This window comes from Mucilaginibacter corticis, from assembly GCF_007558865.1.
Lineage (GTDB): Bacteria > Bacteroidota > Bacteroidia > Sphingobacteriales > Sphingobacteriaceae > Mucilaginibacter > Mucilaginibacter corticis.
Map to the genome: position 1 here is coordinate 144,997 of NZ_VLPK01000003.1, position 26,586 is coordinate 171,582.

A 26,586-nucleotide genomic window follows, 5' to 3' on the forward strand; every position below is an offset into this window, starting at 1 on the left:
CACCAATCATAGGCTAATTAATTATTATGCTACTTTGCAATACCTTTCAGCGTTAATCGTTTATGGTAAAAAATATAAGAGCACGCTAATACGGCAATTAATATCAGCATAAATGCCCAGTCTTTAATGGCAAAGCCAGAAGCATAAAAAGAATAAGTCGCGCCGATAAGGTCGAACGTAAAACCCGCGTACGCCCATTCTTTAAGTCGTGGAAAACCCGGCGTAAGGATAGCTATTATGCCTAACACTTTGGCTACCGCTAAAAGATGCAATACATACGGCCTATACCCTATTGCTGCCAGCATTTTTGTACCGTCAGGGTTGTCCATAAAGCTTGACACTGCCGAAAACAGCATCATGGCCAGTATCAATACGGTCGAGATCCAGTAAATAACGTTGATAGTTGTCTTGTTCATAGTACTTATAATTTAGGTTAAGTTTTTAATTAGTCAGGGTTTTCTGATGTCTAATATAAAGCTTTTATTATAATATGAACACTTACAAGAGTAGATTATACGCTCATCCTACCCAAGCTTTTTACGCAGCCATTTGCGTACCGGCTCGTCATACCATTTCAATGCGGCGTAGGCCAAAACTATAGCGCCTGTCAAAATAAGTAAAGCGTACGGCCAGGCCTGTACAATGGTTGTGCCTTTATGGTTGCTGATCCACGCGACATAAAAATAAACCAGCGGGTAATGTACCATGTAAAGCGGGTAAGACAACTCGCCTAAAAATTTGCAGATCCTGTTTTCTCTTTGCGTTTGAATCTCACCGCTTGCGCCAATGTATACAATCAACGGGAAAACAATGATGATACAAACAGATTCATAAATGCCATTCATCCAAAGATGCTCGGCGCCGCCAATGCGCGGCATATATAGTATGATAACTATTAAAAGACTGCACCATAAAAAGGCGTTTTTAATTTGGGCCGGTTTTATTATGCGTGACATTAACAAGCCAGCAAAAAAGGGATATATGGTACGCGTAAACCCAATGCGTACCTGTGGCACATTCAGTGTCCAGCCGCCGCTTACGTCGCCGTTTGTAATTGCCAGGTGTGCCAGCGCTATAGCAGCAATTCCTACCAAAACAGCTAAAGCTGTTTTTGAAAACTTCCTGATCCATACGGCATACAAAATATTGGCTATGTATTCAAAGAACAACGACCATCCCACGCTATTCAGCGGGTGCATCTCTTCCCAGCCGCGTATATCAAGCGATAACGGTACAGGCAGGATAGTATAGCCGACCAGCATCACCAGCAACATTTTCCATAACGGAATAGTATGAATAAGCGGCCACAATGTCGAATCTGTAAAATAGAAACCTATGGCACCCATTGTCATCCCCAAAACCACCATAGGCTGCAGCCTTTCTATACGACGTTTGAAAAAACTACCTACGGTCATTTTATTCCAGCGGTCGTCATAAGCGTAACCGATCACAAATCCTGATAATAAAAAGAAAAAATCGACAGCCAGGTAACCGTGATTAACAAGTTTATCTAAATTGCCGGTAGCCAATGGCTCGCACAGGTGAAAAGTTACAACAACTATAGCCGCGACACCGCGAAGACCGTCTAATATGGGATAGTGTGGCTTGGTGGCCAGCTCGTTATTATTCATTAATAAAATTAAGTATACAGGCTATAAATAAAACCGGCGCAAAATATAAAAACAAATGCATCGGTAGCCCCTTAGGCGTGAAAAATATTCGTATCACTCTTTTGAGATCTTGAAGCTGAAGCTAATTCAAGTAAAAATTAATTATTAAATCGCGCCGAAAAATATTTTTTTTCAGTCTTATGAAAGCACATCCTGTTACAACATCATATCTCTAAACACCACCTATTATTAACGTTATTTGCATTTTTAATAAATAACATTTACCTTAAAATAATTTTTCTAATTGACTGATTTATAGACCATCAATTTTACTAAGCCGCTAAAAAGGATAGATCAATCCTTAATATGGTCCCGGTATGCCGAAACCGGATTTAAGTAGGCGGTTACCTTATCCTTTTACCATGCGTACAATTAACCCCAACCGGCTAATTTTTGTTGGCTTTAGTCAATTGATCCGGCATTTAAGTTTTATTTTGTTTTTAATTTTTGCACCGGCATCTAGTTTTGCTATTGGTGTGGAAACTGCAAAAATTGACTCGCCGGTAGTTGCGGCCGCCCCGCCTCTTGTATCAACCACTGTAAAAGACACAATTATTAGTGTAAAAAGCTTAGGTACTCAACCCGATTCGGCCAAGTTAAAGCAGGTTATTGCCATCAGGCTTTCAACTACAAAAGACGCTGAAACATTCAGCACCTTGTATATTGATGGCATTGCTTTGCCCAAATTAAAACCATGGAAAATCAACGCCGGTGATAAGATATTATTCTTCCCGTTGAATACTGATGTACAAGAAGTTTTACTTAATTTTTTACAAAGTAGTCCTTTTGAAAAATCTGTCATCCCGGTTTACTTTAGTGTAGGCACGCCAAAACAGGCTTTAATTAACAATAAGATCCCTGTTTATGTTGAAGTAAGGCAACGTATTGCCACCTGGTGGATCTGGTTAGCAGCAGTGGTCTTGATCGCGCTTGCAATAGCAGCGCTTAAATACAATATTTTAAAGGATGATAATAATCTATATTATAGCCTTGGCCGTACGCAACTTTTCTTCTGGACGCTGCTTGTGCTTACCGCTTACATCATGATCTGTTTAAAAACAGATACCATACCCGACCTGCCGCTATCAGTACTGGGCATTTTGGGTATAAGCGTTTCAACAACAGCCGTGTCAAAACTCATTGAAAATAAAAACAAGGCAGGTATCCCGATAGACAAAAATGCTAAAAGCGAGGGTTTCTTTCTGGATATTCTTTCTGACGGCAGCAGTATCAATATTCAGCGTTTCCAGAATGTAGCTTTCAACCTGTTTTTTGGTGTCGTATTTTTACAGAAAGCATTTGCAAACCATATCATGCCTGATTTTGATCAGAACGTATTGATCCTGATGGGTATCAGTGCAGGTACATATGCAGGCTTAAAGAATACAGAAGCCACAAAAGAACAATCAGAACCTGCAAAGCAAACAGGGGATGATATCACAACACCAACCACGCCGACTGCGCCCCCTCCAACGAGTCCGCCGCCTACTGCACCTGTAGCAACAGATCCGCCGCCAAGCAGCGGGGATCCACAATAAAATATTAGCAAAGCCCTGGTATTAACATCAGGGCTTTGTTGTCTGATTATTTCACCTCGAACAGATAGCTACCTGATCCGCAATTAATTATCTCACTACCCTTTTCTGTCAAAGTAATTTTTGCAGGTTTACCGTCAACATAAGCTTTCAGGCCGTCTTTTACCGGCAGATACACATTCGCCTTTTCATTCGGCGGGATAGTTACATGCAACGTAAATGTACCGCCCTGTTTTTTCCAGCTGCTAGTAACCCAGCCGTAAGGCGTATGGAAACTACCCGAAGCGCTGGTAATATCACCGACAGGTTGCGGCCTGATCTTTAATAATTTAAAGCCAATACTGCCATCTTCCTGCCCTATCCCAGCTAAACCGCTGTAGAACCACTCCATAATATGGCCAAGCATTAAGTGATTGTTAGATACATTTTCAAGCGCCGGCCATGATTCTGTTAACGCGGTGGCTCCTTTTTTTAGCTGATAGCCATAACCCGGTACATCATCGCGGTTATTCATGGCATAAATAATTTGCGATTGTCCGCCCTTATCCAACGCGTCTATCAAAAAATGAAAACCAATGTCGCCTGCGGTCAACGCGTATTTATGCCGCCTGATAGAGTCTGTTAAATTTTTAAGCACTGTGCTTTTCTTATCATCGTCAACCAGCCCAACACTTAAGGGCATCGCCATAGCTGTTTGACTGCCTGTAGCATAAACTTTAGTAGCATCGTTATAGAATTTATTATTAAAAGTTTGCTTAGTGGCAGTTGCCAGCTTTGTATAAATAGCAGCATCACCAGGTTTGTTTAGTACTGACGCCATTTTACTGAGCAATATAATATCATAATAAAAAATGGCTGTTGCGGTAAGCGCTTTAGGTGTCAGTTGCGCTTCGCCGGGCTGGTTGGGTCCATAATCAAACCAATCGCCTAAACCGTATGATAACAGGTGATGATCAGATCTGCTGTCCAGGTAATCAACATACTTCTTCACTATGGGATAGGCTTTTGCTAATATATCTTTATCGCCATACCAGTTATACAACTGCCAGGGCAAAATAACGGCACTGCTGCCCCATTCCGGCGAATCCAGGAATCCCCCTTCAAACCTCACAAACTCAGGCGCTATATCCGGTACAAAACCTGCCGGGTTTTGTGCGTCTATCAAATCAAAAACAAGTTTGCGGTACAGGTTATAATTATCCAAATTATAATGAATAGAGTTACCCATCAGGTAATCTTGTTCCAACCAGCTCAATTTTTCGCGATGCGGGCAATCTGTAACCACACTTTGATAATTACTTTTTATAGCCCAGTTTATCAGTGTGTAAATGCGGTTAAATAATTCATTTGAGCATTTAAATGTACCGTTTTGCGGCGATGAGTTGCGGGTATGTAAAGAAGTTAATTGCTCAATAACCGGAAGATCACTCACCTTATCATTCGGAACAGCGCCTTCAAACTGTACGTACCGGAAACCATAATAAGTAAATTTCGGCCTGAAGATTTCTACACCATCTCCTTTTAGCGTATAAGAAAAGCTGTATGGGCCACCGGTAGCATCCTGGTTAGCCAGTTTGTCTTGAGTCAGTATTTCGGCCGGGACCAATTTTACAGTTTGACCTTTGCGGCCTTTAACTTTCAATTCAATAATTCCCGAAGCGTTTTGCCCGAAGTCATATACATAAACTGATGTCTTTGGCTCACTGATCTTTTTCACCTTAAAAGAATCCATAACGGCCACCGGGTAATCCGGATCGGCAAGCAAACGACCGGTTGGGGCCTTTACCAATTCTGCTTTTTTCCAATGACTGTCGTTAAAGCCGTTTTTATCCCATCCCGGCTGTTCTAAACGGGCATCATAATCCTCACCGCCATAAATACTGCTAAATGTTACAGGCGATGGTGCAGTCGCCCAGGTATTGTCACTCACAACATCAGCGTTTGTACCATCTACGTACTGAATTTTTATCCTGCAGATCAGTTTGGGCATACCAAAGGCGTCTGTCATTTTAAAATACCGTTCGCGGTTGATATTATAAAAGCCGTTACCTACAATAACCCCTACAGTATTATTTCCCTGATTTAATAGCGAAGTGATGTTTAGTACATTATACAAACAGGTTTTATCATAATAGGTCCAGCCCGGTGTTAAAAAGCCGTTGCCCGCTTTCTTACCATTCACTGTCATATCATATTGCCCCAAGCCACTAACAAAAGCATACGCGGCTATTACTTTTTTATTAGCTGTAAATTCTTTTCTGAATAACGGGATCACCGGCCTTACTTTTGCTTTATTTCCGAGGTGTGCCACCTGACCGTCATCAAGCCCATGTACGCCGGGAACAACCCGCATTGAATCCGGCAGATCCTCATATCCTATCCATTGCGCGCCGTGCCAGTCGGCAGTACTTTCAAGCCCGGTGCAAAAGCTTGAAGTTTTACTCCATGCAGATGCCTGTTTATTTTTATCCCATACTTTCACCTTCCAGAAATATACTGTACCGGGTTTCAAGTCTTTACCGGTAAAAGGAACCAATACGCTTTTATCACTTTTAATAAGCTGTGAATTCCATACGTCATAAATGCCATTTTTTAATTTATCGGCCGATGTGGCTATAACTACCTGGTAAGCGGTTTGATAATTATCATTCTCAGGCGATGACATTTCCCAACCGAAATAAACACCTTTAATAGACACGCCTAACGGATTAATTTTATTACCGCACAAACTTTTTACAATGCTTAATTGCGCATAAGCATTACAGTAAAACAGGCAGCATATTGTGCCGTAAAAAAACGCTTTCCGTACTATTTTCATGTTATAGGTGGCTTATTTTATAAAACTAAAAAATATTTGCGTTTAATACCTACATCCCCTATAGCTATGATCCCAATTTACTGTAGCCTATTTTTTACATAATCACAATTTTACGGTAGCTATATTTATAGCCAAACTAACTGATATGATCAAAAAATTCTCAAACCTTGCATTAGCATTAATGCTTTGCAGCGCAGCCATGGCGCAAACCACTCCGACACCTACAAAACCCGCAGGACAACGCAGGCGTAACGAACCCCGCCCTTATACGGTTACCATTACCAATAACTCAAAAAAAGTAAAGCTTGATACAGTACAAACCGCACAACTTACCAAAGCTTTTATGGATGTATACCCACCGTTTGCAGGCGCAGATGGCTATCGTACCAAAAGAGAGGTTACCTTAACAGTTACCGATACTTTAAAAAGTGACCTGACCGCTAAAGCCGGCGAAATTGTTGTCAGCGGTAAATGGCTTAAAAAGAAAAAGAATTTTGACGCGTTTGAATCAACGTTAAATGCCGAGCTTAAGAAAAACTGGGTATCGGTAGATACCATCAAGAAAGAAGGTTACCAGTTAGTTTTCATCGACAAAAATTCAAAGTTTGACCCGGTTATCCAAAAAAATCTGATAGATACTTATTTCGAGATCTACCCTAAACTGGTTAGTCTGTTCAACGATAAATCGACCCACGAAGTGGTGTTTGTTACAGATACCGCTTACAAAGGTGTTGCTGAAACCAGCGGAAGCCGCATATTATTCTCAACCAAATACATGAACAGCCACCCTACAGATATTGACGTGGTAACGCATGAAGTAATGCATATTGTACAAGGTTACGGATATGGATCGGGCCCGGTTTGGTTAACAGAAGGCATTGCAGATTTTATCCGTTATGAATACGGTGTAGATAACGTTGGCTCAAAATGGTATTTACCCGCATTTAAACCAACCCAAAGCTATAAAGATAGCTACAGGGTAACAGCACGCTTTTTTGAATGGATAAATCAGAAGGTAAAACCGGGAATGATTGTTCAGATAGATAAAGAATTAAGAAACCATACCTATACAGAGGCAACCTGGGCCACACTATGCGGTAAATCTTTAGACGATTTATGGGCAGACTACGCAAAAGACCCTACAGTTGAACTTAAATATAGCAGCAAAGCTAAAATTTAATTTCAACTACCTGTGAAAGCAAAAGCCTGGTGCTAAGCGTGCCGGGCTTTGTTGTTTTTATACTAAATTTAGCCAACCATAAAATCTGATGATCAAAATATACTACTCCTTTAAAGCTTGCACTTTATTTAGCCTGATATTGCTTTGCAGCGTGACGGCCTTTTCGCAAACTAATTTAAGCCGTGAAAAAGCTGCGGCAATAGCGGTTGCCGAATTAAAAAGTCAAATGGAATTGCAGAAAGCTAAATCTACTATTGACTGGGCGGCTAAACAGATCACATATAAAAATTACACTTTAAAATTTACTACCCAGATCTTTGGCGATAAACCTGCCGACGGCCGGAGCCTGTACATATCATTACACGGCGGAGGTGGCACCACAGCGGCCGAAAATGATCAGCAGTGGGAAAATCAGAAAAGGCTGTATAAACTTAAAGAAGGCGTTTACTTTGTGCCGCGCAGTCCGGCAAATACCTGGAATATGTGGCATGATTACCCAATGGACCAGCTAATAAGCGAGGTGGTTAAAGGCGAAATTGTGATGGATAATGTTAACCCGGATAAAGTTTACGTAATGGGTTACTCTGCCGGGGGCGATGGTGTATTTCAGTTAGCGCCCCGGCTTGCTGATTACTGGGCAGCAGCTGCGATGATGGCCGGCCATCCGGGTGATGCGCAGATATTAAACCTGAAGAATATTCCTTTCGACGCTTTTGTGGGCGGTAAAGACGCGGCTTATCACCGCAATGAGTTGGTGGCCCAATGGGGCTTGCGTATGGACAGCCTTGCCAAAGTTTATCCGGGAAGTTTTATTCACGAAACACACGTTTACCCCGACATGCCGCATTGGATGAACAGAAAGGACACCATTGCCGTACCATGGCTGGCATCATTTACCCGTAACGCTCTACCTAAAGATGTGATCTGGATCCAGGATGACATTTTACGTGATCAGTTTTATTGGTTGGGAACACCAATTGAAAGCGCTAAACAAGGCTTAAAAGTTCATGTGGCTGTAACAGGCAATACTATTAATATCATCGAAAACCAGGATGAGGTACTATACTTATACCTTAATGATGATTTGTTGAACCTGGACAAAAAAGTGTCGGTTACCATAAACGGCAAAAAAGTATTTAATAAAAACGTGCCCCGTAATGCTGAAGTGATCAAACAATCAATTGCAGCAAGATTAGATAAGAGTTTAATTTTTAGTGGCAAACTAATTATTAAAAACGGGCAGGTTAGTACTTTATAGAAAGTACTAAGTAAGTTAATTATTACAATAAGACATTTTGGCTTAAAAGTTTTATTTATTTCCTATAATTGGGGTGTCAAATCGCTTTTATTTTGGAGCGATACCCTATAACCCAAACTATATTAGGCTACAAAGCATGAAACTTAAGTATCTTTTTTTTGCACCCCTGTTTTTTATTAATTCGGCATTTGCACAGCAGTTGGATCTTGTGCATTATGTAAATACGCTGCAAGGCACAAACTCTCAGTTTAAATTAACCAGGGGCAACACCTATCCTACTACAGCATTACCGTTTGGTATGCACACCTGGACACCACAAACCGGTAAAAACGGCGACGGTTGGAAATACCAGTATTTTCTTGACCATATCCGCGGATTTCAGCAGGCACACCAGTGTAGTTCGTGGACCAATGATTACGCTGTTTTTTCATTAATGCCCATGACCGAATTGGTTGTGGAAGAAAACAAACGCGAAGCCAAGTTTAGCCATGCCAATGAAATAGCCAAGCCCAATTATTATAAAGTACAGTTCGATAACAAGATCACTACGGAGATCTCGCCGACAGAACGCGGTGCGCATTTAAGATTCACCTATCCGGCAGGTAAAAAAAGCTTTTTGGTATTAGATGGCTATACCAATATCAGTGGGGTTAAAATTTATCCGAAAGAAAACAGGATAACAGGCTATGTAAATAACGGCCGCGGGTTTCACAAAGGCTGGAAAAGTTATTTCGCCATGAAGTTTGACCAGCCGATAAAAGCATATGGCACATGGGAAAATAAAGGGAATACTACCAAGGCTGATTCGACCGAAGCTGAAGGTTTGGGTAAAGGCGCTTACATCGAATTTAAAGCCGGCGCTAAGGTGCAGGTAAAAACGGCATCGTCATACATCAGCCTTGAACAAGCCGAATTGAACTTGAAAAGAGAGTTAGGCGCTGATAAAACATTAGAACAAACCAAAGCAAACGCCGCCGCGGTTTGGAATAAATCATTAGGAAAAATTGTTGTTGAAGGCGGCACGCAGGCCGACAGGGAAACATTTTACTCTTGCTTTTTCAGGGCCAGCCTATTCTCACGTAAATTTTATGAGATTGATGCTTCAGGTAAACCGGTTTACTTTAGCCCGTACGACGGCCAGGTACACCCGGGCTATATGTACACCGATACAGGTTTCTGGGATACTTTCAGGGCGCAGTTCCCGCTTAATACACTTATCCAGCCCGAAATGCATGGGCGTTACATGCAGGCTTTAATTGATGCCTACAAGCAATGCGGCTGGCTGCCGTCATGGTCGTTCCCGAGTGAGGGCGGCAGTATGATAGGTAACCATGCCATCTCATTATTGGCAGACGCCTGGGCAAAAGGCATCCGCACATTTGATCCTAAAGAAGCCTTGGAAGCTTATCTGCATGAAGCAACAAACAAAGGCCCCTGGGGCCCGGCAAATGGCCGTGACGGCTGGAAAGAATATTACGAATTAGGTTATGTGCCTTATCCAAAATACCGCGAAGCAACTGCAAAAACCTTAGAGTATGCTTATGACGATTGGTGCGGTTACCAATTGGCAAAAATGACCGGCAATAAATACTATATGGACATATTTGCCCGCCAGATGTATAACTACAAAAACGTATATGACGCTTCAACCCGTTTTATGCGCGGTAAAGATATCAACGGGCAATGGACACCAAATTTCGATGCTATTGAATGGGGCGGCCCTTTTACCGAAGGTAACTCATGGCACTGGACCTGGTGTGTTTTCCAGGATACTAAAGGCTTGATAGACCTGATAGGTGGTAATAATAATTTCAATGCAAAGCTTGACTCAGTATTTAGCGAGCCTAATAAAGTAAAAGTTGGTACCTACGGTGGTATGATCCATGAGATGACCGAAATGGTTGCTGCCAACATGGGCCAGTATGCGCATGGTAACCAGCCTATCCAGCACATGATCTACCTGTATGATTATGCCGGCGAGCCGTGGAAATCACAATTCCATGCCAGGGATGCAATGTATAAATTGTACAACGCTACAGAAAACGGTTACCCGGGCGATGAGGACCAGGGTCAAACATCGTCATGGTATGTGTTGAGCGCTTTGGGTTTTTATAGTGTAACGCCGGGAACAGGTGAATACGCCATAGGCAGCCCGATGTTTAAAAAAATCACCCTTAATTTAGAGAACGGAAAGAAATTTGTTATCGACGCACCTGCCAATGATAAAGAGCACGTCTATATCCAATCTGCAACCTTAAATGGCAGCACCTTTAACAAAAACTTCATTACACATAATGAACTGACCAACGGCGGTGTTTTAAAACTGGAAATGAGCGATAAGCCTAATAAACAAAGGGGCATTGCTGACAGCGACAAGCCGTTTTCATTAACCAAAAACTAATGCTGAAAAAAGCGGGGATCATATCAGCAGGTTGTTTACTGTTAGTCAATTTTGTTTTGGCTCAAAAAATAATACATCCTGCTGATACTAACTCCTTGGCCGGTACTATTGATTTTCATTGCCACACCGGCCCCGACGTCTCTCCCCGGTCCATAAATGATCTTGACCTGGTTAGGCTGGCCAAAAAGGATGGTATGCGCGGCATTGTCCTCAAAAACCATTATGCAATAACTTCGGACAGGGCGCAACTGGCCATGCAGGAGATTGGCGGCATTGAAGTATTTGGCGGTATCGCACTTAACTTATCCGTAGGCGGTATTAATGCCGAGGCGGTTCGCCGTATGGCGCAGTTTGATGGGCACCGCGGCAAAGTTGTATGGCTGCCGACTGTTGATGCAGAAAACAGCTTTGAACATGGCCCAGGCCCCAGGAAATTTGTCCCGGTGGTAAAAAACGGCAAGCCTGTCCCTGAACTTGCAGAAGTATTCCGGGTTGTAGCAGAAAACGACCTGATATTAGAAACCGGCCATTCAACGCCTGCAGAGTCATTGCTACTTATCCCTGCTGCTAAACAAGCAGGCGTTAAAAAAATTGTAGTGACACATGCCATGCTGCTGGGCGCAACACTTAGCCAGGTAAAGCAAATGGCGACGATGGGCGCAGTTGTGGAGTTTTGCTGGCAAACCTACCTATCAAAGTCTAATGGGAAAATTATTGTCGATAATAAAGCAGTCGCCAATTGCGCGGAAGTCATAAAAACTGTAGGTGCAGAACATTTTATTATTGATTCTGATCTGGGCCAGAAAGGTAACCCTTTGCATCCTGATGGCATGCGGGCCTTTATAGCCGCACTTAAAGCAAATGGGTTAAGTGAGCATGAAATTGATTTGGTAGCCCGTAAAAACCCTGCGCAATTACTTGACCTTGATACCGGGAAGTAAAACCTGTACCTTTATTGTACTTCTGTTATAAACCAATCTTAATTATACCTGATGAAAAGACTATTTTTTTCAATCTGCCTGCTTTGTTTATTTTTAATAACTACTGATATAAGTTTTGCAAAGACTCCAATTAAGCCAACCATCAGCAAAACATATTATGGTGAGTTGGAAGGGCAAAAAATATATCAGTATACATTAACCAATAGCAACGGTATGCAGGTTAAGGTGATCAATTACGGCGCTACCATTACCGATATCATTACACCTGACAAGAACAAAAAAATGGGCGATGTAGTATTGGGTTTTGATTCACTTAAACAATATGCGGGCCGTGATAACGCGTTGCTGGGCGCTGTTGTAGGCCGGGTGGCTAACCGTATCGCCAATAAAAAATTCACGCTTGATGGCAAAGAATATGTGCTTATGTCAAACATTCATGGCGGGCCAAAAGGCTTTGATAAACAAGTATGGAATATTGAAGAAATACCCGGCAAAGATGTGGCTTTAAAATTGACCTATTTCAGTAAGGATGGTGAGATGGGTTATCCCGGTAATCTAAACGTTACCATGATATATACGCTTACCAACAACAATGAACTGAAACTCAACTATAGCGCAATTACCGATAAAGCTACACCCTTAGTGCTGACCAATCATACTTATTTTAACTTGTCGGGCACAACTGATAAGGTGTCCGACTGGCAATTAACCATCAACGCAGATAAATACCTTGAGGCCGATAAAGACGTAATGCCAAGCGGGAATTTATTAGATGTAAAAGGTACGCCATTTGATTTTACCCAGCCCAAAGCCGTAGGTAAGGACATTGCTGCTACAGCGAATGGTTATGACCTGAGCTACGCTTTGCGAAACAAATCGGGCAAGTTGGCTTTGGCTGCAACTGCTTTCGAGCCTGTCAGCGGCCGGCAGATGGATGTATATACTACCGAGCCAGGTCTGGTTGTATACACCGGCAATCACTTTAGCGAACGGATAATTGGCCGCAACGGTCAGCATTTTAATAAGTGGGGCGCTCTATGCCTGGAAACACAACATTATCCCGACTCGCCCAATCATGCTAATTTCCCCAATGTCATCTTACGGCCGGGCGAAACTTTTAAATCTGAAACCATTTACAAGTTCTCGACCAGATAAAATGAAAACCCTGTTTGTGTTGGTTTTAGGATGGTGCGTAATCAGTAATTGCGCAATTGCGCAGCACAAACAAAATCCGTCAGGTACTAAGATTTTCTTTGGAGAAGCCGAAGGCCAAAAGATCTACCAATATACCTTGCAAAACAGCAATGGTATGCAGGTGAAGGTGATTAACTACGGTGCTACCATTACTGATATCATTATACCCGATAAAAATGGCGAAATGGGAGACGTGGTATTGGGATTCGATTCACTCAGTCAGTACCTCAGTAAGGATAATGCCCGTATGGGGGCAATCCGCGGCAGGGTTACCAACCGTATTGCCAATAATAAATTCAGCATAGATGGTAAGGAATATAAAGTAATTACCAGTAAAAATGGTGAAGTACTTGGCCTAAACAAACGGATCTGGAATATTGAAGAAATACCCGGCGATAAGGAAGCAGGATTAAAAGTAACCTATTTAAGCAAAGACGGCGAAGAGGGTTTTCCGGGGGATTTAGACCTAACAGTGATCTATACATTAACAAACAAAAACGAGCTCAAAATAAATTATAAAGTAACTACTGATAAACCAACACCCGTAGTACTTACCAGTCACTCCTATTTTAATCTTTCGGGTGGCAAGGCAGATAAGGTACTGAGTACCGAAATGCAATTTTTTGCTGACCAATACCTGGAAACTACCAATGGCGGGATCCCGACAGGTAATTTGCTGGATGTTAAAGCAACTCAGTTTGACTTTACCCAACCTAAGCAAATAGGCAAGCGCATAGCCGATTTTAATAATGGTGATGGTTATGATCTTACTTATGTGTTACATAATCAAACCGGCAAATTAGCTTTAGCTGCTATTGCTTATGAACCCATTAGTGGCAGAGTAATGAAAACTTATACTACCGAGCCCGGCGTTGTTTTTTACACCGGTAATGGATTTAATGATAAAGTAAGAGGAAAAGGCGGTAAGACGTTTACCAAACACGGTGCTTTTTGCCTTGAGACCCAGCATTACCCCGACTCGCCTAATCAACCTAAATTTGCGAATGTAATATTAAGACCGGGCGAAATATTTACATCAGAAACTGTTTACCAGTTTTCGGTGCGTAAATATTAAGTACAAACTAAAAGAATGCTGTCAAAAACAAAAAAGTCCAACATATAATGTTGGACTTTTTAAATTATCGGGTAGCGATACGGTACCGTCTTTAATAAAGTAAAGAGTTACGCTCGTTGAAGATCAATTTATGATTGTTGTTTTTCGCCGGCTAATGGAAGGCTTGATATGTAAAGAACAATGCCAATACCAAACACAATAAATCCGCCGTAGGCTAAACCTGCAGAAGCGCTTATTCCGCTTCCTGAATCGGCAGCGTTTAGTGCATGGTCAGGGGTAAGAACAAATGAGCCAACCACTATCAATATACCAATTAATGTAATTATAAGTCCTAAAGTCTTTTTCATATCAGTTGTACAAAACTATTAATGCGCAAATATATAAACTTTGTGTTTTAATTAGATATCTAAAACAATTCTTTTACCCTCCAATTTTTTATAGCGGTTATCTAATTATGAATAACTTCTGTTACATTTACTTACCAATACATCAATAAGCCTGTTAATGAAAGTAATTATTGCCGTTTTATTCATGGCACCATGGTTATGCGTTCATGCGCAAACTAATGAATTACAGTCTGGTGTTTATAGCTGGGGCAACAGCAAGGATGAAAAAATTGGTATTGTTGAAAAACGACAGGTATTAAACGGTAAAACACTTGATCTTCAACATTTCGAGATCTACACACTTACCCTCCGTCCCGGCAAAACTTATATACCACTGGTTACTGATGAGAATAACGAACAGCTTATAGTTGTAAAAAGCGGCAATATCAAACTCCGGCTTAAAGATACAGCTCAAACCGTTAGCGCAGGCAGTATAGCCCTGGTTTTGGCGGGCGATAAGATCAGCTTTCAAAATCAAACGGCAACTGCGGCAACCTGGTATGTTATTAATTATAAATCGGTAAACCCCGTTAACACACAACGTGGATATGGTGGGGGGCCGTCGTTCATAAAAAATTGGGATCAGCTTAAAGTCAATATATCTCCAAAAGGCGAAAGCCGGTCGTTATTTGACAGGCCGACAACTATGTTTGAGCGGTTTGAAGTGCATGCCACCGCATTAAATCCAGGGTATGCCAGTCATGATCCACATACGCATCGCGTAGAAGAATTGATATTAATGCTGACCGGCGATGTGCAGGAAACTATTGCACAGAATAAATTTAATGCCCATGAGGGCGATTGCATTTATTTACAATCTGAAATATTGCATGGCCCGAAAAATATCAGCAATAAACAGTGCTATTATTTAGCCATACAATGGCATAATTTAAAAACAGATTAATCAACCCAATTAATAGCCGTATGCCTGTACAACGACGAGAATTTTTAAAAAACGCTGCTATCGGTTTAGCAGGTTTAAGTTTGGCGCCTATCTTTAGTGAAACATTATTTGCAATACCCCCTGCAGCCGCACTAACACATAGTCTGCCCGAAGAACAAGGCATATTATCGGCAAGTATATTGGAGTTTATTAACGCCGCCGAGAAGAATAACCTGCAGTTGCATAGTCTGATGATAGTGCGCAACGGTAAAATAGTTACACAAGGCTGGTGGGACCCATATAAACCTGATCTTAAGCATGTGCTTCACTCGTTAAGTAAAAGTTTTACTTCTACAGCTATCGGGTTTGCTGTAAGCGAGGGTTTATTATCAGTTGAGGATAAGGTGATCAAATTTTTTCCCGGCGATGTACCATCTGCACCTAATCCACATTTGGATGAAATGCAGGTTAAGCACTTGCTCACCATGACCACCGGCCATGACGCGGATACATCAGGCCCTATGCGAAAAGGAACTGAAGTATGGACAAAGGTATTCTTATCAACCCCAATTGCACACCAGCCCGGCACTTATTTTCTTTACGATACGGGTGCCACTTATATGCTATCGGCCATTATTACTAAATTAACAGGCAAAACGGTATTAGAATACCTTACCCCCCGCCTATTTACCCCGTTATAAATTACCGGTATGGATTGGGAAGTTAGTCCGCAAGGTATTAATACAGGTGGCTGGGGTTTGCGTGTTAAAACCGAAGATATTGCCAAACTAGGTTTGCTTTACCTGCAAAATGGGAAATGGAACGGTAAGCAGGTTTTATCGGCAACGTGGGCAGAAGCGGCCACAACTTATAAAGTACCTAATGCCAATCCTAAAGGAAAAGATGAGAACAGCGACTGGCAACAGGGGTATTGCTATCAATTTTGGCGCTGCCGTCATAACTTTTTCAGAGGTGATGGCGCGCAAGGCCAGTATTGTCTGGTGTCGCGTGATCTGAATACGGTCATAGCTATCACCAGCGAAATTGCAGATATGCAGAAAACGCTGAATTATGTTTGGGATCATCTACTTCCCGGTATAAAAAAGGATGCACTACCGGCAGATGGTGTTAACCAAAACGCGCTTAAGCAAAAATTGACCACCCTTACCTTATTACCGCAAAAAACAAGTTTCGGAGAAAGTACAAAAACTTTAGTATCGGGCAAAACATATACCATTAAAGACAATGCGGTAGGTATTAGCCAGGCATCATTAACGTTTAATAAAAACGAATGCGTTTTTACATTAAAGAATAATCAGGCCGCACAAAGTATAACCTGCGGATTAGATCATTGGGTAAAAGGTGAAACGACAATTCCCGGTGCGTCTGTTGCAAGCAATACCCCCCAGAAAATAGTAGCTGCCGGTATTTGGACCGATGATAAAACATTTGTGATTACCTTACAATACTATGAAACCCCAAATTCTGACCTCATCACCTGTCGCTTACAGGACAACGCTATCCACATTGAGTTTTTAAACGGCATGGCTGCAAGAAATGGCAGTACTAAAGATAGTCGCCCTGCTTTAGAGGGAAACGCGTAGTATATTGAAAGCTTGTTATTTTGTATGCTGATCGTCGGCCAGTTTTTTTTCTATCCGTGTATCAGGTATAAACCAAATGCAAGCTACAGCTACGTATAATGCTAAGCTTACATAAGTATTGATCCAGGCAAATCCTATCGCTACAACGTAAAATACAATGGAGATCCTTCCTTTACGGTCAGTACCTAAAGCAGCTGCCAATGCCGAATTTGGACCTTCATGCTTTAACAATACAATAACCAATATAGCATAAGCTATTGCATTCATTAAAAGCACAATACCATACATAGCCATGGGCCAAAGTAATGTGAAAGGGTTTTCGCCCAGCCAGGCGCTTACAAACGGCACCATTGACAACCAGAAAAGCAAATGCAAATTAGCCCATAACACTGCGCCGTTTATAGACTTTACAATATGGAACATATGGTGGTGATTGTTCCAGTATATGCCAACATATATAAAGCTGATAATATAGTTTAATAACACCGGCCATACATGATGTAATGATTCCAAGTCGGGCTTTTCAGGGGTTTTAAGCTCTAACACCATTATAGTGATGATAATGGCTATAACCCCATCGCTAAAGGCTTCGAGCCTTCCTTTACTCATATTCGCATTTATAGATCGCATAGCTTAAAAGTATAAATATTATTAAATAGCAGGCGAAATCTCTTTAAATAAATCATTGTACTGCTGTTTTCCAAATTGGGAAAAATGAGCTTGAAATTCAATTGTAACAAAATTGTTGCAAATCAAAAATATACGCTATATTAGTGACGGCTTAAACAGAAAAAAGTTCACCTAATTTTTTAAACTAAAATGTACGAAAAAAAGTCCCCCTCGCTTTTTTTTACAAGGCTTGTAGTAGCCTTATTAATTATTGTTCTGCTATCAGGAATGACAGAAGTTGCCTATATAGCAGCGTCATATAAAGACCAAAACGGCTTTAAATCGACAGGACAGAAAGCTACAATTCCGCACGAAACCCTTCATCGCTTAAAATAACATAGCAGATGGTATGATGCTCATAATTTCTAAACGATCAATAACAACAAAAAAGGGATAACGTCAAGCTATCCCTTTTTTATTTGCCTGTAACAGATTTTAATAATCCGAGTAGTCTGTTGGATAAAGGAACAAGCTTTCTGATCTTGATACGTTTTTCTGGTATTCGGGCATTTTGCCTAATGCTTTGAAATGTTCATCATCAAAAAACAGCTTCCATTTATCTTTATTATCCTGAAGCCCGTTAAACGTGGTTATGTACATCAGGTTGGGCATATGACTACCTGCTATCACTTCACCATAAAACATAGCGTTAAAGTTGTATTTCTTAAATACCGAGATCTCATCGCCCACATTAAACATTTTAACTTTACTGGCATTGTATTTTTCTGTCGCGCTTTCATAGCTGCGCAGTTCGTAAATACGGTCGGCTTTTTTTGCGGTAAGGTTAGGCACGTTTGGCTCAGGTGCTCCCGGGAATGCACGCAGCACAATGGTTTCTATACGTGTATAAGTAGGGTCATTGTACGATGCATCTAAATAATCTTTCCCGGCATTCAGGTAATCCTGGTCTTTTAACAACTTTTGATCTGTATTTTCTAAGGCATCAAAAGTTTTGTAAGCTGTATATACATAGATTTTTTTATCAACGCTATCCGGCTTTAAGACTTTAAACACGCCAACATTTTTTATACCTGCTTTATGCATTGCCGGCAGATACGCGTTTTGCAGGTAAGCATCTAACCTATCCTCTTGGGCTTTGCTTTTATAATGATATATTTTAAGCTGATAGTAATATTGCGAGGCTGCCTGCACGTACAGGCCGGAGAACAAACAAGATGCAAACACAAAAAGCGCGACAAGCACTATTGGGCAATTTTTATAAAACATTTTCATTTTAGGTGATAATTAATCTTTTATGTGGTTTAAACGTGGTAAACTTACAATTAACAATACAAATACAGCGGTAACCAGCTTCAATAAATTTGCATCAACCCCAATGTATAAAGTTAAGGCTAACACCAACTGAAAAATGATAGCGCCTGCCAATACCAACAACAATATCATCCATACGGATGTAATATGCAGCCAGCCTATTAATGTTTCAGCAATTATGACCGACCCCAACCCTACTATCACTATCCCGATGCCCATGCTGATATCTGCAAATCCCTGGAATTGCGTTATCAGATAACCGCTTACCGCTGTTAAGGCATTGGCCAGCGCCAAACCTATGATTTTCATCCTGTCGGTATTTACACCTAATGCGCGGATCATCGACTCGCTATTTCCCGTCGCGCGCATGGCGATACCAAAATCTGTTTTTAGCAGGTAACCGATTAGCAAAGTAATTGCCCCTACAAATAATAACAATATCCAAAATGTATTCTGATTTATATTGGTTGCAATTTGGATCAAAGTAAATATAGACGATGTGCCGATAAGAGGCAAATTAGACCGCCCCATTAAAGTTAAATTAACCGAATATAAGGCGGTCATGACTAATATACCCGCTAATAACGGATTGATCTTCAATTTGGTATGGATAAGCCCGGTAATTGCTCCGGCCAACCCGCCGGCAAATAATACAGCAGGTAAAATCAGATATCCGGGGATATGCCGGGTAAGTAATATTGCAGACACCACGCCACCTAATGTATAGCTGCCATCGGTAGTAATATCGGGGATATTAAATATCTTCATAGATATATAAATCCCTAACGCTATACCCGAAAAGCAAAGCCCCTGCAATAAGGCGGTAAGGTAAAAATCCATTATTTTACAGCTTCAAAATTTGAAGGTATGGCAATATTGTACTTTTTAACGGCGGCCGGATTATACACCCGTTTCCTGATCTTTACCATTTCAGGTTTTAAGCCGTCTGTTTTATGAGTTTTAAGGTATTGAGCAGCTTGCTCGCCTGCCTGATACCCCCATTGATAGATATCTGCACCAAAGGCAGCTACCGCGCCGCGTTGTACTAATCCGGCCTCGCTGGTAAATATCGGCACATTGGCTTGGTTACAGTTTTTTAATATAGTTTCAAACGATGCAAATACTGTATTGTCAGGATTGGCAAAAAATGCGTCTATCTTTTTATCCAACAGGGCTTGGGTAACTAATTGCGCATCGGCTGATGAATTTAAAGGTAGAGCGATAAGAGTAATATTTAATTTATCCGCTAAGGATTTAATTCGTTGCATGGCATCTGCCGATTGCGGTTCGGCCTGGTTATAGATCATCCCGATAACCAGTTTGCTCCCTTTTGGTTTTAACAATTTAGGGATGATAGAGAATGAAGTATCAATGTATTGCAGATCCTCAACCGCACCAAAAAGGTTAGCCGGGGCTTTACCATCCTTACCGATCACTTTCATACGTTCAGGCGTTGGCGAAACCATTTCAAAAATCGGGATGGTCTTGGTGTTTTGCACAGCAGTAACCGATGATAAAGTTGTACAGGTAGCCAACAGGTCCACATTTTCTGATACAAAATAGTTGACGATCTGTGTCAGGGTAGGAATATTACCCTGCGCATTACGATATTCTATCTTGACCGTCTTTTTTTCTTCACTGAAGCCTTCTTTTTTCAGAGCATCAGTAAACCCGGTCCGTGCTTGCGCAATGGTAGCGTCTTCAAAAGCATCAACAAAACCAACAACCGGCGCATTGTTTGCCTTGGGCGATTTACAGGCGGCAAACAGTACAGTAAACAATATAAGGGGCAGATATTTTTTCATGTTACTAAGTTAGGTAAAGCTGGCAAAGTAGCGAAATGCAGGTATTAATATTTACGTCACAATTGAGTTGACTAAGACATATTAAAAAAAATCTCTCAGTAACTTTTTAGCGACTTCGTTTAAATCAGTACTACCCTGATTATAATTACGCATAATGATCACCGAATATTTTGAATCTAAATCGACAACAAACTGCGCTGTATAACCAGGGACGAAACCATCATGTTCTATCAAATTTTGACCGATACCCGAATGCATCATCAAAGCCAAACCGTAGGTGTCGCTTACGTTAGATATATCTTCCATCTTTCTGATACTTGATTTGCTTAATATTTGTGGCTTTACTATAAATGATGTTACAAACTTAGCCAAGTCTGATGGTGTTGAATAAAGCGAACCGGCCGGCAAGCCATACCCCATTCCTGATTGTTGTTTAAAAGGTATATCGATATATACAACGCCCGATACATTTTCCAACCCTACGGCCAGCTTTGTTATTTTAGTATCGGGTACTAAAAGGTAGGTATCGTGCATTTGCAGTGGTTCAATAATCCTTCGCTGTAACATGCTGATATAACTTTCGCCGCTGGCTCTTTCTAAAGCCAGTCCCAGAATTGCATAACCAATATCCGAGTACAAAAATTCTTTACCTGGTTTTGAGGCAAAACTTGTTATAGGTATAGCACGAAGTAATAATCGCTCCCATTGGGTTGGGTCGCCGAAGTAATATGAATCCGGATCGGGATGGCGTTTAATTCCTGATGTATGCGATGCTAACTGTTTAAAGGTGATTTTATACTTGTCTGAATAGCCTTTCAATTGAGCTATCTCAGGAACATATTTTCTTACATCATCATCCAGGCTAATTTTTTTATCCTCAACCAATAGCATTAATAAAGTGGCTGTAAAAGTTTTGGTAATAGACCCGATTCGATAATTAGTACCGGTGTCAGCTAAAATATTCCTGTCCTTGTCTGCATAGCCAAACGCGTTTGCCCATATTACTTTATTACCCTTAATTACAGCTGCCGATATACTGCCATGTAAATCATCCCAGGCTACATCATTTTTTAAGCGGTTGCTAAATTTTGAAATAACTTCATTTTCATGAGCGGTCAACTGCGAAAAACCGGTCATCGGAAGAAATAAAAAAATAAAAATTATGGCTGATAAGTTGATTTTAGGTGTCATGTATTCAGGCAAATAATGATCTTAAAGATACTGTCATTATTATCATTTTCAAATATGGTTTAAATGGTTTTGCTTACTTTAGCCAAACATGAGTACTATTACATCTAAACTACCCCAAGTGGGCACTACCATATTTACCACCATGTCTGCACTGGCGGCAGAAGTTGGTGCCATTAATCTTTCACAAGGCTTCCCTGATTATGATTGTTCGCCCGAACTGATCGAGCTGGTTAATAAAGCCATGAAAGATGGCCATAATCAATATGCGCCTATGGCAGGCGTAAAAGCATTACGCAACCAAATAGCTTACAAAACACAGAAATTATACGGAGCCAGTTATGATCCGGATACGGAAATAACCATTACCGCAGGTGGTACGCAGGCAATATTTACCGCCATTAGCGCTATAGTTCATCCAAATGATGAGGTAATTGTTTTTGAACCTGCGTTTGATTGCTATGCCCCTGCCATTAAATTAATGGGTGGTGTTGTTAAATCATTGGAACTTGAGCCGGGTAACAATTACCGTATCGACTGGGCCATGGTAAAAAAACTGATCAATAACCGTACAAAGCTGATCATCCTTAATTCGCCGCATAACCCTACGGCAACCATTTTGCATGAACAGGATATTAACGAACTAAGCGCGATTGTAAAAAACCAGAATATTTTTATACTGAGCGACGAGGTATATGAACATTTGATTTATGATGGCGAAGTACATCATAGCATGGCCCGTTACCCCGAATTACGGCAACGCAGCTTTATAGTAGCATCGTTTGGTAAGTTATTTCATGCCACCGGCTGGAAGGTTGGCTATTGCCTTGCCCCTGCTTATTTGATGCACGAGTTTAAAAAGATCCACCAGTTTTTGGTTTTCAGCGTAAACTCTGCCGTACAATATGCCATAGCCGAATATTTAAAAAATGAAGACACTTATTTAAACCTCCCGGCCTTTTTCCAGCAAAAAAGAGATCACTTCAGGAACGGGCTGGCTGCAACGCAATTTGAGCTGTTACCATCAAGCGGATCATACTTTCAATCAGTTAAATACGGGCACCTCACAGATGAGAGTGACACTACATTTGCTTTAAGGTTAACAAAAGAAGCCGGGGTGGCTTGTATCCCTACTTCTGTGTTTTACACAAAGGGTACAGATCATCGTGTTTTGCGATTTTGTTTCGCCAAAAAGCAAGAAACATTGGATGATGCCGTTAATAGATTGTTAGATTTTAAACTTTAATGCAGAAATTGCGTATTAGTTATTAGTTAAACCAATTAAAGCCGTTACAATATTTGCTATGGAGAATTTAAAGATCACATCTTTTCAGGGATATCTGTTTTGGGAAAAAATAGACCAAAATCTGCAAAACATTGCCTTGCGGCTATCTGGTATTCGCGAAAAAACTGATCTGATCATACTACCCGAAATGTTTAACACCGGCTTTACCATGAACGCGTCAGAACTGGCTGAGCCCATGGGCGGTAAAACCATGCAGTGGATGCATAAAATAGCCAAACAATATGATTGCGTGGTTACCGGCAGTCTGATCATTGCCGAAAAAGGTAAATACTACAACCGTTTAATATGGATGCTGCCCGAAGGCACCTGCAATTATTATGACAAAAGGCATCTCTTTGCACTGGGTAAAGAACATCATACTTACACCGCAGGCACTAAAAAGTTAATAGTTGAACTGAAGGGCTGGAAGATCTGCCCAATGATCTGCTATGACCTGCGTTTCCCGGTTTGGATGCGAAATGTAAAAGAAACTTATGATCTGCTTTTAATAGTAGCCAACTGGCCCGAACGCAGGGCTTTACACTGGCGCACATTGATCCCGGCCCGTGCCGTCGAAAATCAGGCTTATGTTATTGGGGTTAACCGTGTGGGGCACGATGGTAATGAAGTGTATCATTCTGGCGACTCGACCTGTATAGACCCTAATGGTAATGTGGTTTATTACAAACGCGACGAGGAAGATGTTTATACATTTACCATAGTAGCCGATGAAATTCAAAAAACGCGTCGTGCTATGCCTTTCCTGAAAGATGCCGACGAGTTTACACTGCTTTAGCCTGCTGATTTTCTTATAGATCTCTGCTTAATTAGTAATTTGCGTTCCAATTAATATTCGCAAAGTGATAAAAGTTTCCCGTGTCTTATTTTTAGCCGTGTTGGTTGTCAGTCTTAATGCATCGGCGCAAAAGAAAAAAGATTACACGTCCTACGTTGATCCTTTTATAGGTACCGGCAGCCACGGCCACACTTATCCGGGTGCGGTGATGCCATTTGGAATGGTTCAGTTAAGCCCCGATACGAGGTTAGAGGGCTGGGATGGCTGCTCAGGCTATCACTATACAGATTCTGTGGTTTATGGCTTTTCGCATACTCATTTAAGCGGTACCGGTATTTTTGATTATTGCGATATCTTGTTTATGCCCACCACAGGCACACCGCAGTTTAACAACAAAGATTATAGTTCGCCTTTCAAGAAAAAAAATGAATTTGCATCTCCCGGCTTTTACAAGACCAGGCTTGATAAGTATAACATTGATGTAGAGCTAACTGCTACTACCCGTGCAGGGATGCATAAGTATACCTATCCATCAACAGAACGGGCTAATATTATTATCGACCTTAAACACCATGACCAGGTTTTAAATTCATGGATCGAGATCATTAATGACCACGAGATCCGCGGCTACCGCGAATCGAGAAGCTGGGCTAAAGATCAGCATGTTTACTTTTATGCCAAATTTTCAAAGCCGTTTAAAACGTACGGCATAGCTGTTAATGACCAGCTACAAACCGGTTTAAAAAAAGCCGAAGGAAAAAACATTAAGCTTTATATCCAGTTTGATAATCCTGGTGAAGTTGTATCTAAAGTGGGCATATCAGCCGTAGGCACTGAAGGCGCTTTGAAAAATCTTGACGCAGAAATACCCGACTTTGACTTCAAAAAAGTTTTAAAAGCCGCTAAAACCACCTGGATAAACGCGCTTGCAAAAATTGAGGTTGAAGGCGGCGGCCCCTCTTCACAACAAGAACAACAACAAGCTGCCGACGCGATGGCAAATAGTGATAGCCGACCAGCAGGTAAAAAATCTGAACCGATTGATTATGGTAAAATCAAGCGCATCATATTTTATACTGCTTTATACCACAGTATGTTATCGCCAAATATCTACAGTGATGTTGATGGTCAGTACCGTGGCATGGATCAAAAGATCCATACAGCAGATGGATTTGATTATTATACAGTGTTTTCTTTGTGGGATACTTTCAGGGCAGAACATCCGCTGCTTACCTTAATAGACAAAAAACGTACGCTTGATTTTGTAAAAAGTTTCCTGGCTATTTATGACCAGCAGGGTTTACTTCCAATCTGGTCATTAGCGTCAAACGAAACCTATTGTATGATAGGCAATCATTCTATCCCGGTTATTGTTGATGCCTATGCAAAAGGCATCAGGGACTTTGATGCCGAAAAAGCGTTTGCTGCCATGAAGGCCTCGGTTAACCGCAATCAATTTGGTTTGGATTCTTATCGTAATAACGGATTGGTTTTAGGCGATAACAACAAAGAATCTGTTTCAAAAACATTAGAATATGCATATGACGACTGGTGTATAGCCCAAATGGCAAAAATGTTGAACAAGTTACAGGATTACGCGGAATTTATACAGCGCGCGCAGTATTGGAAAAACGTGCAGAATAAAGATAATGGCTTTGTACAAGCCCGGGTAAACGGCGATTGGTTTAAGCCTTTTAACCCTACTGATGTTAATAAGAACTATGTGGAAGGTAATGCCTGGCAATATACCTTTCTGGCACCACAAGATGTAAACGGACTGATCAACCGTATGGGCGGCATGGCTAAATTTAAATCGAGCCTGAATGAACTATTCACTACCACTGCCCCATTAACAGGTACCGAAACATCAGACATTACCGGCCTGATAGGCCAATACGCGCACGGTAACGAGCCAAGTCATCATATGGCTTATTTGTTTAATTTCACAGATGATGCCGACAATACACAGTTTTTCATCAACAAAATATTAAGCGAACAATACAGCAATAAACCCGATGGATTGGCCGGTAACGATGATTGCGGGCAAATGTCGGCATGGTATGTAATGAGTTCGTTAGGGATCTATAATATCGCCCCGGGTCAGCAACAATTTCAAATTGGTTTGCCGCAATTTGATAAAGCGGTTATAAATCTTGAAAATGGAAAAAAATTCACCATCCTCAACTCCGGGGCTTCTGTAGCGCGTAATAACATCTATCTGCAGGGCATGAACCTGAACAAAAAGTCGTACGACAAATTATACCTTGACTATGCGGACATAGCCAACGGCGGAGATTTTGAGGTTTACGCCGGTCGTTTAGCTAATAAAATATTTATGCAAGACCTTGAAAAACCGGTTTCAGCGATTACTGATGATCTGATTGTACCTAACCCGGTTATTACCTTATTAAATACATTTGCCCCTCCAACGCATGCCGAGATCAGAAGTAATGATATTGAGGCCAACGTTATTTATTATACTATGGATGGGTCTGTTCCTACCACTTCATCAAACGTGTATAGCAAACCTATCCCGGTAACGGCAAAAACAACAATTAAAGCTATTGCGGTTAAAAACGGAAAATCAAGTTTTATTACAGAAGCGCATTTTTAATTAAAGAAGTTA

Annotated in this window: 23 protein-coding genes; 14 read left to right on the forward strand and 9 right to left on the reverse strand. The window is 41.1% G+C overall.

Annotated features, from left to right (window positions below; genetic code table 11):
- Positions 1-29: 29 nt before the first annotated feature.
- Both FO440_RS15905 and FO440_RS15910 read right to left on the reverse strand, forming a co-directional pair.
- Complete coding sequence (locus tag FO440_RS15905; RefSeq protein ID WP_144249280.1) at positions 30-416, reverse strand: DoxX family protein; 387 nt, start codon at positions 414-416, stop codon at positions 30-32.
- Positions 417-524: 108 nt separating this feature from the next.
- Positions 525-1,631 carry an acyltransferase family protein gene (locus tag FO440_RS15910; protein WP_144249281.1) on the reverse strand — a complete coding sequence of 369 codons (1,107 nt, stop codon included), beginning with the start codon at positions 1,629-1,631 and terminating at the stop codon, positions 525-527.
- Positions 1,632-2,032: 401 nt separating this feature from the next.
- Here FO440_RS15910 and FO440_RS15915 point away from each other — a divergent pair, with 401 nt between their 5' ends.
- Positions 2,033-3,208 (forward strand): hypothetical protein, encoded by a 1,176-nt coding sequence (locus FO440_RS15915; protein ID WP_144249282.1) that lies wholly within the window; start codon positions 2,033-2,035, stop codon positions 3,206-3,208.
- Positions 3,209-3,254: 46 nt separating this feature from the next.
- Here the strand turns inward: FO440_RS15915 and FO440_RS15920 are convergent, their stop codons facing one another.
- The gene (locus FO440_RS15920; RefSeq protein ID WP_144249283.1) at positions 3,255-6,023 is read right to left on the reverse strand and encodes a family 78 glycoside hydrolase catalytic domain; all 2,769 of its coding nucleotides are present in this window, start codon (positions 6,021-6,023) and stop codon (positions 3,255-3,257) included.
- A gap of 145 nt (positions 6,024-6,168) precedes the next feature.
- On the opposite strand from FO440_RS15920, the gene FO440_RS15925 reads away from it, so the two are divergent.
- From FO440_RS15925 to FO440_RS15950, 6 genes are all read left to right on the forward strand, one after another.
- Positions 6,169-7,203 carry a basic secretory protein-like protein gene (locus FO440_RS15925; RefSeq protein ID WP_144249284.1) on the forward strand — a complete coding sequence of 345 codons (1,035 nt, stop codon included), beginning with the start codon at positions 6,169-6,171 and terminating at the stop codon, positions 7,201-7,203.
- Between the two features lie 88 nt (positions 7,204-7,291).
- Positions 7,292-8,461, forward strand: coding sequence for an alpha/beta hydrolase (locus FO440_RS15930; protein ID WP_144249285.1), 1,170 nt, complete (start codon positions 7,292-7,294; stop codon positions 8,459-8,461).
- Between the two features lie 136 nt (positions 8,462-8,597).
- The gene (locus FO440_RS15935; RefSeq protein ID WP_144249286.1) at positions 8,598-10,862 is read left to right on the forward strand and encodes a GH92 family glycosyl hydrolase; all 2,265 of its coding nucleotides are present in this window, start codon (positions 8,598-8,600) and stop codon (positions 10,860-10,862) included.
- Positions 10,862-11,803, forward strand: coding sequence for a DUF6282 family protein (locus FO440_RS15940; protein WP_222103997.1), 942 nt, complete (start codon positions 10,862-10,864; stop codon positions 11,801-11,803). The genes FO440_RS15935 and FO440_RS15940 overlap by 1 nt, the downstream gene beginning before the upstream one ends.
- A 51-nt stretch (positions 11,804-11,854) precedes the next feature.
- On the forward strand, positions 11,855-12,958 hold the full coding sequence (locus FO440_RS15945; RefSeq protein ID WP_144249287.1) for an aldose epimerase family protein: 1,104 nt from the start codon (positions 11,855-11,857) through the stop codon (positions 12,956-12,958).
- Between the two features lies 1 nt (position 12,959).
- Entirely contained in the window at positions 12,960-14,072 is a 1,113-nt protein-coding gene (locus FO440_RS15950) for an aldose epimerase family protein (protein ID WP_186292702.1), read from the forward strand.
- A gap of 128 nt (positions 14,073-14,200) precedes the next feature.
- On the opposite strand, the gene FO440_RS15955 is transcribed toward FO440_RS15950, so the two are convergent.
- On the reverse strand, positions 14,201-14,419 hold the full coding sequence (locus FO440_RS15955) for a hypothetical protein (RefSeq protein WP_144249289.1): 219 nt from the start codon (positions 14,417-14,419) through the stop codon (positions 14,201-14,203).
- Positions 14,420-14,576: 157 nt separating this feature from the next.
- Between FO440_RS15955 and FO440_RS15960 the strand changes: the two genes are divergently transcribed.
- The 3 genes from FO440_RS15960 to FO440_RS24725 are packed head-to-tail and all read left to right on the forward strand — an operon-like array spanning position 14,577 to position 16,945.
- Positions 14,577-15,362 (forward strand): cupin domain-containing protein, encoded by a 786-nt coding sequence (locus FO440_RS15960; RefSeq protein WP_144249290.1) that lies wholly within the window; start codon positions 14,577-14,579, stop codon positions 15,360-15,362.
- A gap of 20 nt (positions 15,363-15,382) precedes the next feature.
- On the forward strand, positions 15,383-16,042 hold the full coding sequence (locus tag FO440_RS24720; RefSeq protein ID WP_222103998.1) for a serine hydrolase domain-containing protein: 660 nt from the start codon (positions 15,383-15,385) through the stop codon (positions 16,040-16,042).
- A 9-nt stretch (positions 16,043-16,051) separates the two neighbouring features.
- Positions 16,052-16,945 (forward strand): hypothetical protein, encoded by an 894-nt coding sequence (locus FO440_RS24725; protein WP_222103999.1) that lies wholly within the window; start codon positions 16,052-16,054, stop codon positions 16,943-16,945.
- 15 nt (positions 16,946-16,960) lie between these two features.
- Here the strand turns inward: FO440_RS24725 and FO440_RS15970 are convergent, their stop codons facing one another.
- Positions 16,961-17,554: a TMEM175 family protein gene (locus FO440_RS15970; protein WP_144249291.1), complete on the reverse strand. Its 594-nt coding sequence runs from the start codon at positions 17,552-17,554 to the stop codon at positions 16,961-16,963.
- A 210-nt stretch (positions 17,555-17,764) separates the two neighbouring features.
- On the opposite strand from FO440_RS15970, the gene FO440_RS15975 reads away from it, so the two are divergent.
- Positions 17,765-17,950, forward strand: coding sequence for a hypothetical protein (locus FO440_RS15975; RefSeq protein WP_144249292.1), 186 nt, complete (start codon positions 17,765-17,767; stop codon positions 17,948-17,950).
- 99 nt (positions 17,951-18,049) lie between these two features.
- Here the strand turns inward: FO440_RS15975 and FO440_RS15980 are convergent, their stop codons facing one another.
- The 4 genes from FO440_RS15980 to FO440_RS15995 form a co-directional block, all read right to left on the reverse strand.
- Positions 18,050-18,847, reverse strand: a complete 798-nt coding sequence (locus FO440_RS15980; RefSeq protein ID WP_246104243.1) for an NIPSNAP family protein — start codon at positions 18,845-18,847, stop codon at positions 18,050-18,052.
- Positions 18,848-18,859: 12 nt separating this feature from the next.
- Positions 18,860-19,726, reverse strand: coding sequence for an ABC transporter permease (locus tag FO440_RS15985; protein ID WP_144249293.1), 867 nt, complete (start codon positions 19,724-19,726; stop codon positions 18,860-18,862).
- The gene (locus FO440_RS15990) at positions 19,726-20,691 is read right to left on the reverse strand and encodes an ABC transporter substrate-binding protein (RefSeq protein ID WP_144249294.1); all 966 of its coding nucleotides are present in this window, start codon (positions 20,689-20,691) and stop codon (positions 19,726-19,728) included. Before FO440_RS15990 ends, FO440_RS15985 begins: the two co-directional genes overlap by 1 nt.
- An 81-nt stretch (positions 20,692-20,772) precedes the next feature.
- Positions 20,773-21,882 (reverse strand): serine hydrolase domain-containing protein, encoded by a 1,110-nt coding sequence (locus FO440_RS15995; RefSeq protein WP_144249295.1) that lies wholly within the window; start codon positions 21,880-21,882, stop codon positions 20,773-20,775.
- Between the two features lie 88 nt (positions 21,883-21,970).
- On the opposite strand from FO440_RS15995, the gene FO440_RS16000 reads away from it, so the two are divergent.
- The 3 genes from FO440_RS16000 (at position 21,971) to FO440_RS16010 (ending at position 26,574) form a co-directional block, all read left to right on the forward strand.
- Entirely contained in the window at positions 21,971-23,125 is a 1,155-nt protein-coding gene (locus tag FO440_RS16000; RefSeq protein ID WP_144249296.1) for a methionine aminotransferase, read from the forward strand.
- 58 nt (positions 23,126-23,183) lie between these two features.
- Positions 23,184-23,960 (forward strand): amidohydrolase, encoded by a 777-nt coding sequence (locus FO440_RS16005; RefSeq protein ID WP_144249297.1) that lies wholly within the window; start codon positions 23,184-23,186, stop codon positions 23,958-23,960.
- A 64-nt stretch (positions 23,961-24,024) separates the two neighbouring features.
- A complete protein-coding gene (locus FO440_RS16010) occupies positions 24,025-26,574 on the forward strand; it encodes a GH92 family glycosyl hydrolase (protein ID WP_144249298.1) in 2,550 nt (849 codons plus the stop codon).
- Positions 26,575-26,586 lie beyond the last annotated feature (12 nt).

Bases quoted from the DNA above. Each gene is read 5' to 3' on its own strand.
- FO440_RS15985 (WP_144249293.1), bottom strand. From the start codon at position 19,726: ATGGATTTTTACCTTACCGCCTTATTGCAGGGGCTTTGCTTTTCGGGT.
- FO440_RS15970 (WP_144249291.1), bottom strand. From the start codon at position 17,554: ATGAGTAAAGGAAGGCTCGAAGCCTTTAGCGATGGGGTTATAGCCATT.
- FO440_RS24720 (WP_222103998.1), top strand. From the start codon at position 15,383: ATGCCTGTACAACGACGAGAATTTTTAAAAAACGCTGCTATCGGTTTA.
- FO440_RS15910 (WP_144249281.1), bottom strand. From the start codon at position 1,631: ATGAATAATAACGAGCTGGCCACCAAGCCACACTATCCCATATTAGAC.
- FO440_RS15945 (WP_144249287.1), top strand. From the start codon at position 11,855: ATGAAAAGACTATTTTTTTCAATCTGCCTGCTTTGTTTATTTTTAATA.
- FO440_RS15940 (WP_222103997.1), top strand. From the start codon at position 10,862: ATGCTGAAAAAAGCGGGGATCATATCAGCAGGTTGTTTACTGTTAGTC.
- FO440_RS15980 (WP_246104243.1), bottom strand. From the start codon at position 18,847: ATGAAAATGTTTTATAAAAATTGCCCAATAGTGCTTGTCGCGCTTTTT.
- FO440_RS15990 (WP_144249294.1), bottom strand. From the start codon at position 20,691: ATGAAAAAATATCTGCCCCTTATATTGTTTACTGTACTGTTTGCCGCC.
- FO440_RS24725 (WP_222103999.1), top strand. From the start codon at position 16,052: ATGGATTGGGAAGTTAGTCCGCAAGGTATTAATACAGGTGGCTGGGGT.
- FO440_RS15960 (WP_144249290.1), top strand. From the start codon at position 14,577: ATGAAAGTAATTATTGCCGTTTTATTCATGGCACCATGGTTATGCGTT.
- FO440_RS15935 (WP_144249286.1), top strand. From the start codon at position 8,598: ATGAAACTTAAGTATCTTTTTTTTGCACCCCTGTTTTTTATTAATTCG.
- FO440_RS15915 (WP_144249282.1), top strand. From the start codon at position 2,033: ATGCGTACAATTAACCCCAACCGGCTAATTTTTGTTGGCTTTAGTCAA.
- FO440_RS15920 (WP_144249283.1), bottom strand. From the start codon at position 6,023: ATGAAAATAGTACGGAAAGCGTTTTTTTACGGCACAATATGCTGCCTG.
- FO440_RS15905 (WP_144249280.1), bottom strand. From the start codon at position 416: ATGAACAAGACAACTATCAACGTTATTTACTGGATCTCGACCGTATTG.
- FO440_RS16005 (WP_144249297.1), top strand. From the start codon at position 23,184: ATGGAGAATTTAAAGATCACATCTTTTCAGGGATATCTGTTTTGGGAA.
- FO440_RS15950 (WP_186292702.1), top strand. From the start codon at position 12,960: ATGAAAACCCTGTTTGTGTTGGTTTTAGGATGGTGCGTAATCAGTAAT.
- FO440_RS15955 (WP_144249289.1), bottom strand. From the start codon at position 14,419: ATGAAAAAGACTTTAGGACTTATAATTACATTAATTGGTATATTGATA.
- FO440_RS15930 (WP_144249285.1), top strand. From the start codon at position 7,292: ATGATCAAAATATACTACTCCTTTAAAGCTTGCACTTTATTTAGCCTG.
- FO440_RS16000 (WP_144249296.1), top strand. From the start codon at position 21,971: ATGAGTACTATTACATCTAAACTACCCCAAGTGGGCACTACCATATTT.
- FO440_RS15975 (WP_144249292.1), top strand. From the start codon at position 17,765: ATGTACGAAAAAAAGTCCCCCTCGCTTTTTTTTACAAGGCTTGTAGTA.
- FO440_RS15995 (WP_144249295.1), bottom strand. From the start codon at position 21,882: ATGACACCTAAAATCAACTTATCAGCCATAATTTTTATTTTTTTATTT.
- FO440_RS15925 (WP_144249284.1), top strand. From the start codon at position 6,169: ATGATCAAAAAATTCTCAAACCTTGCATTAGCATTAATGCTTTGCAGC.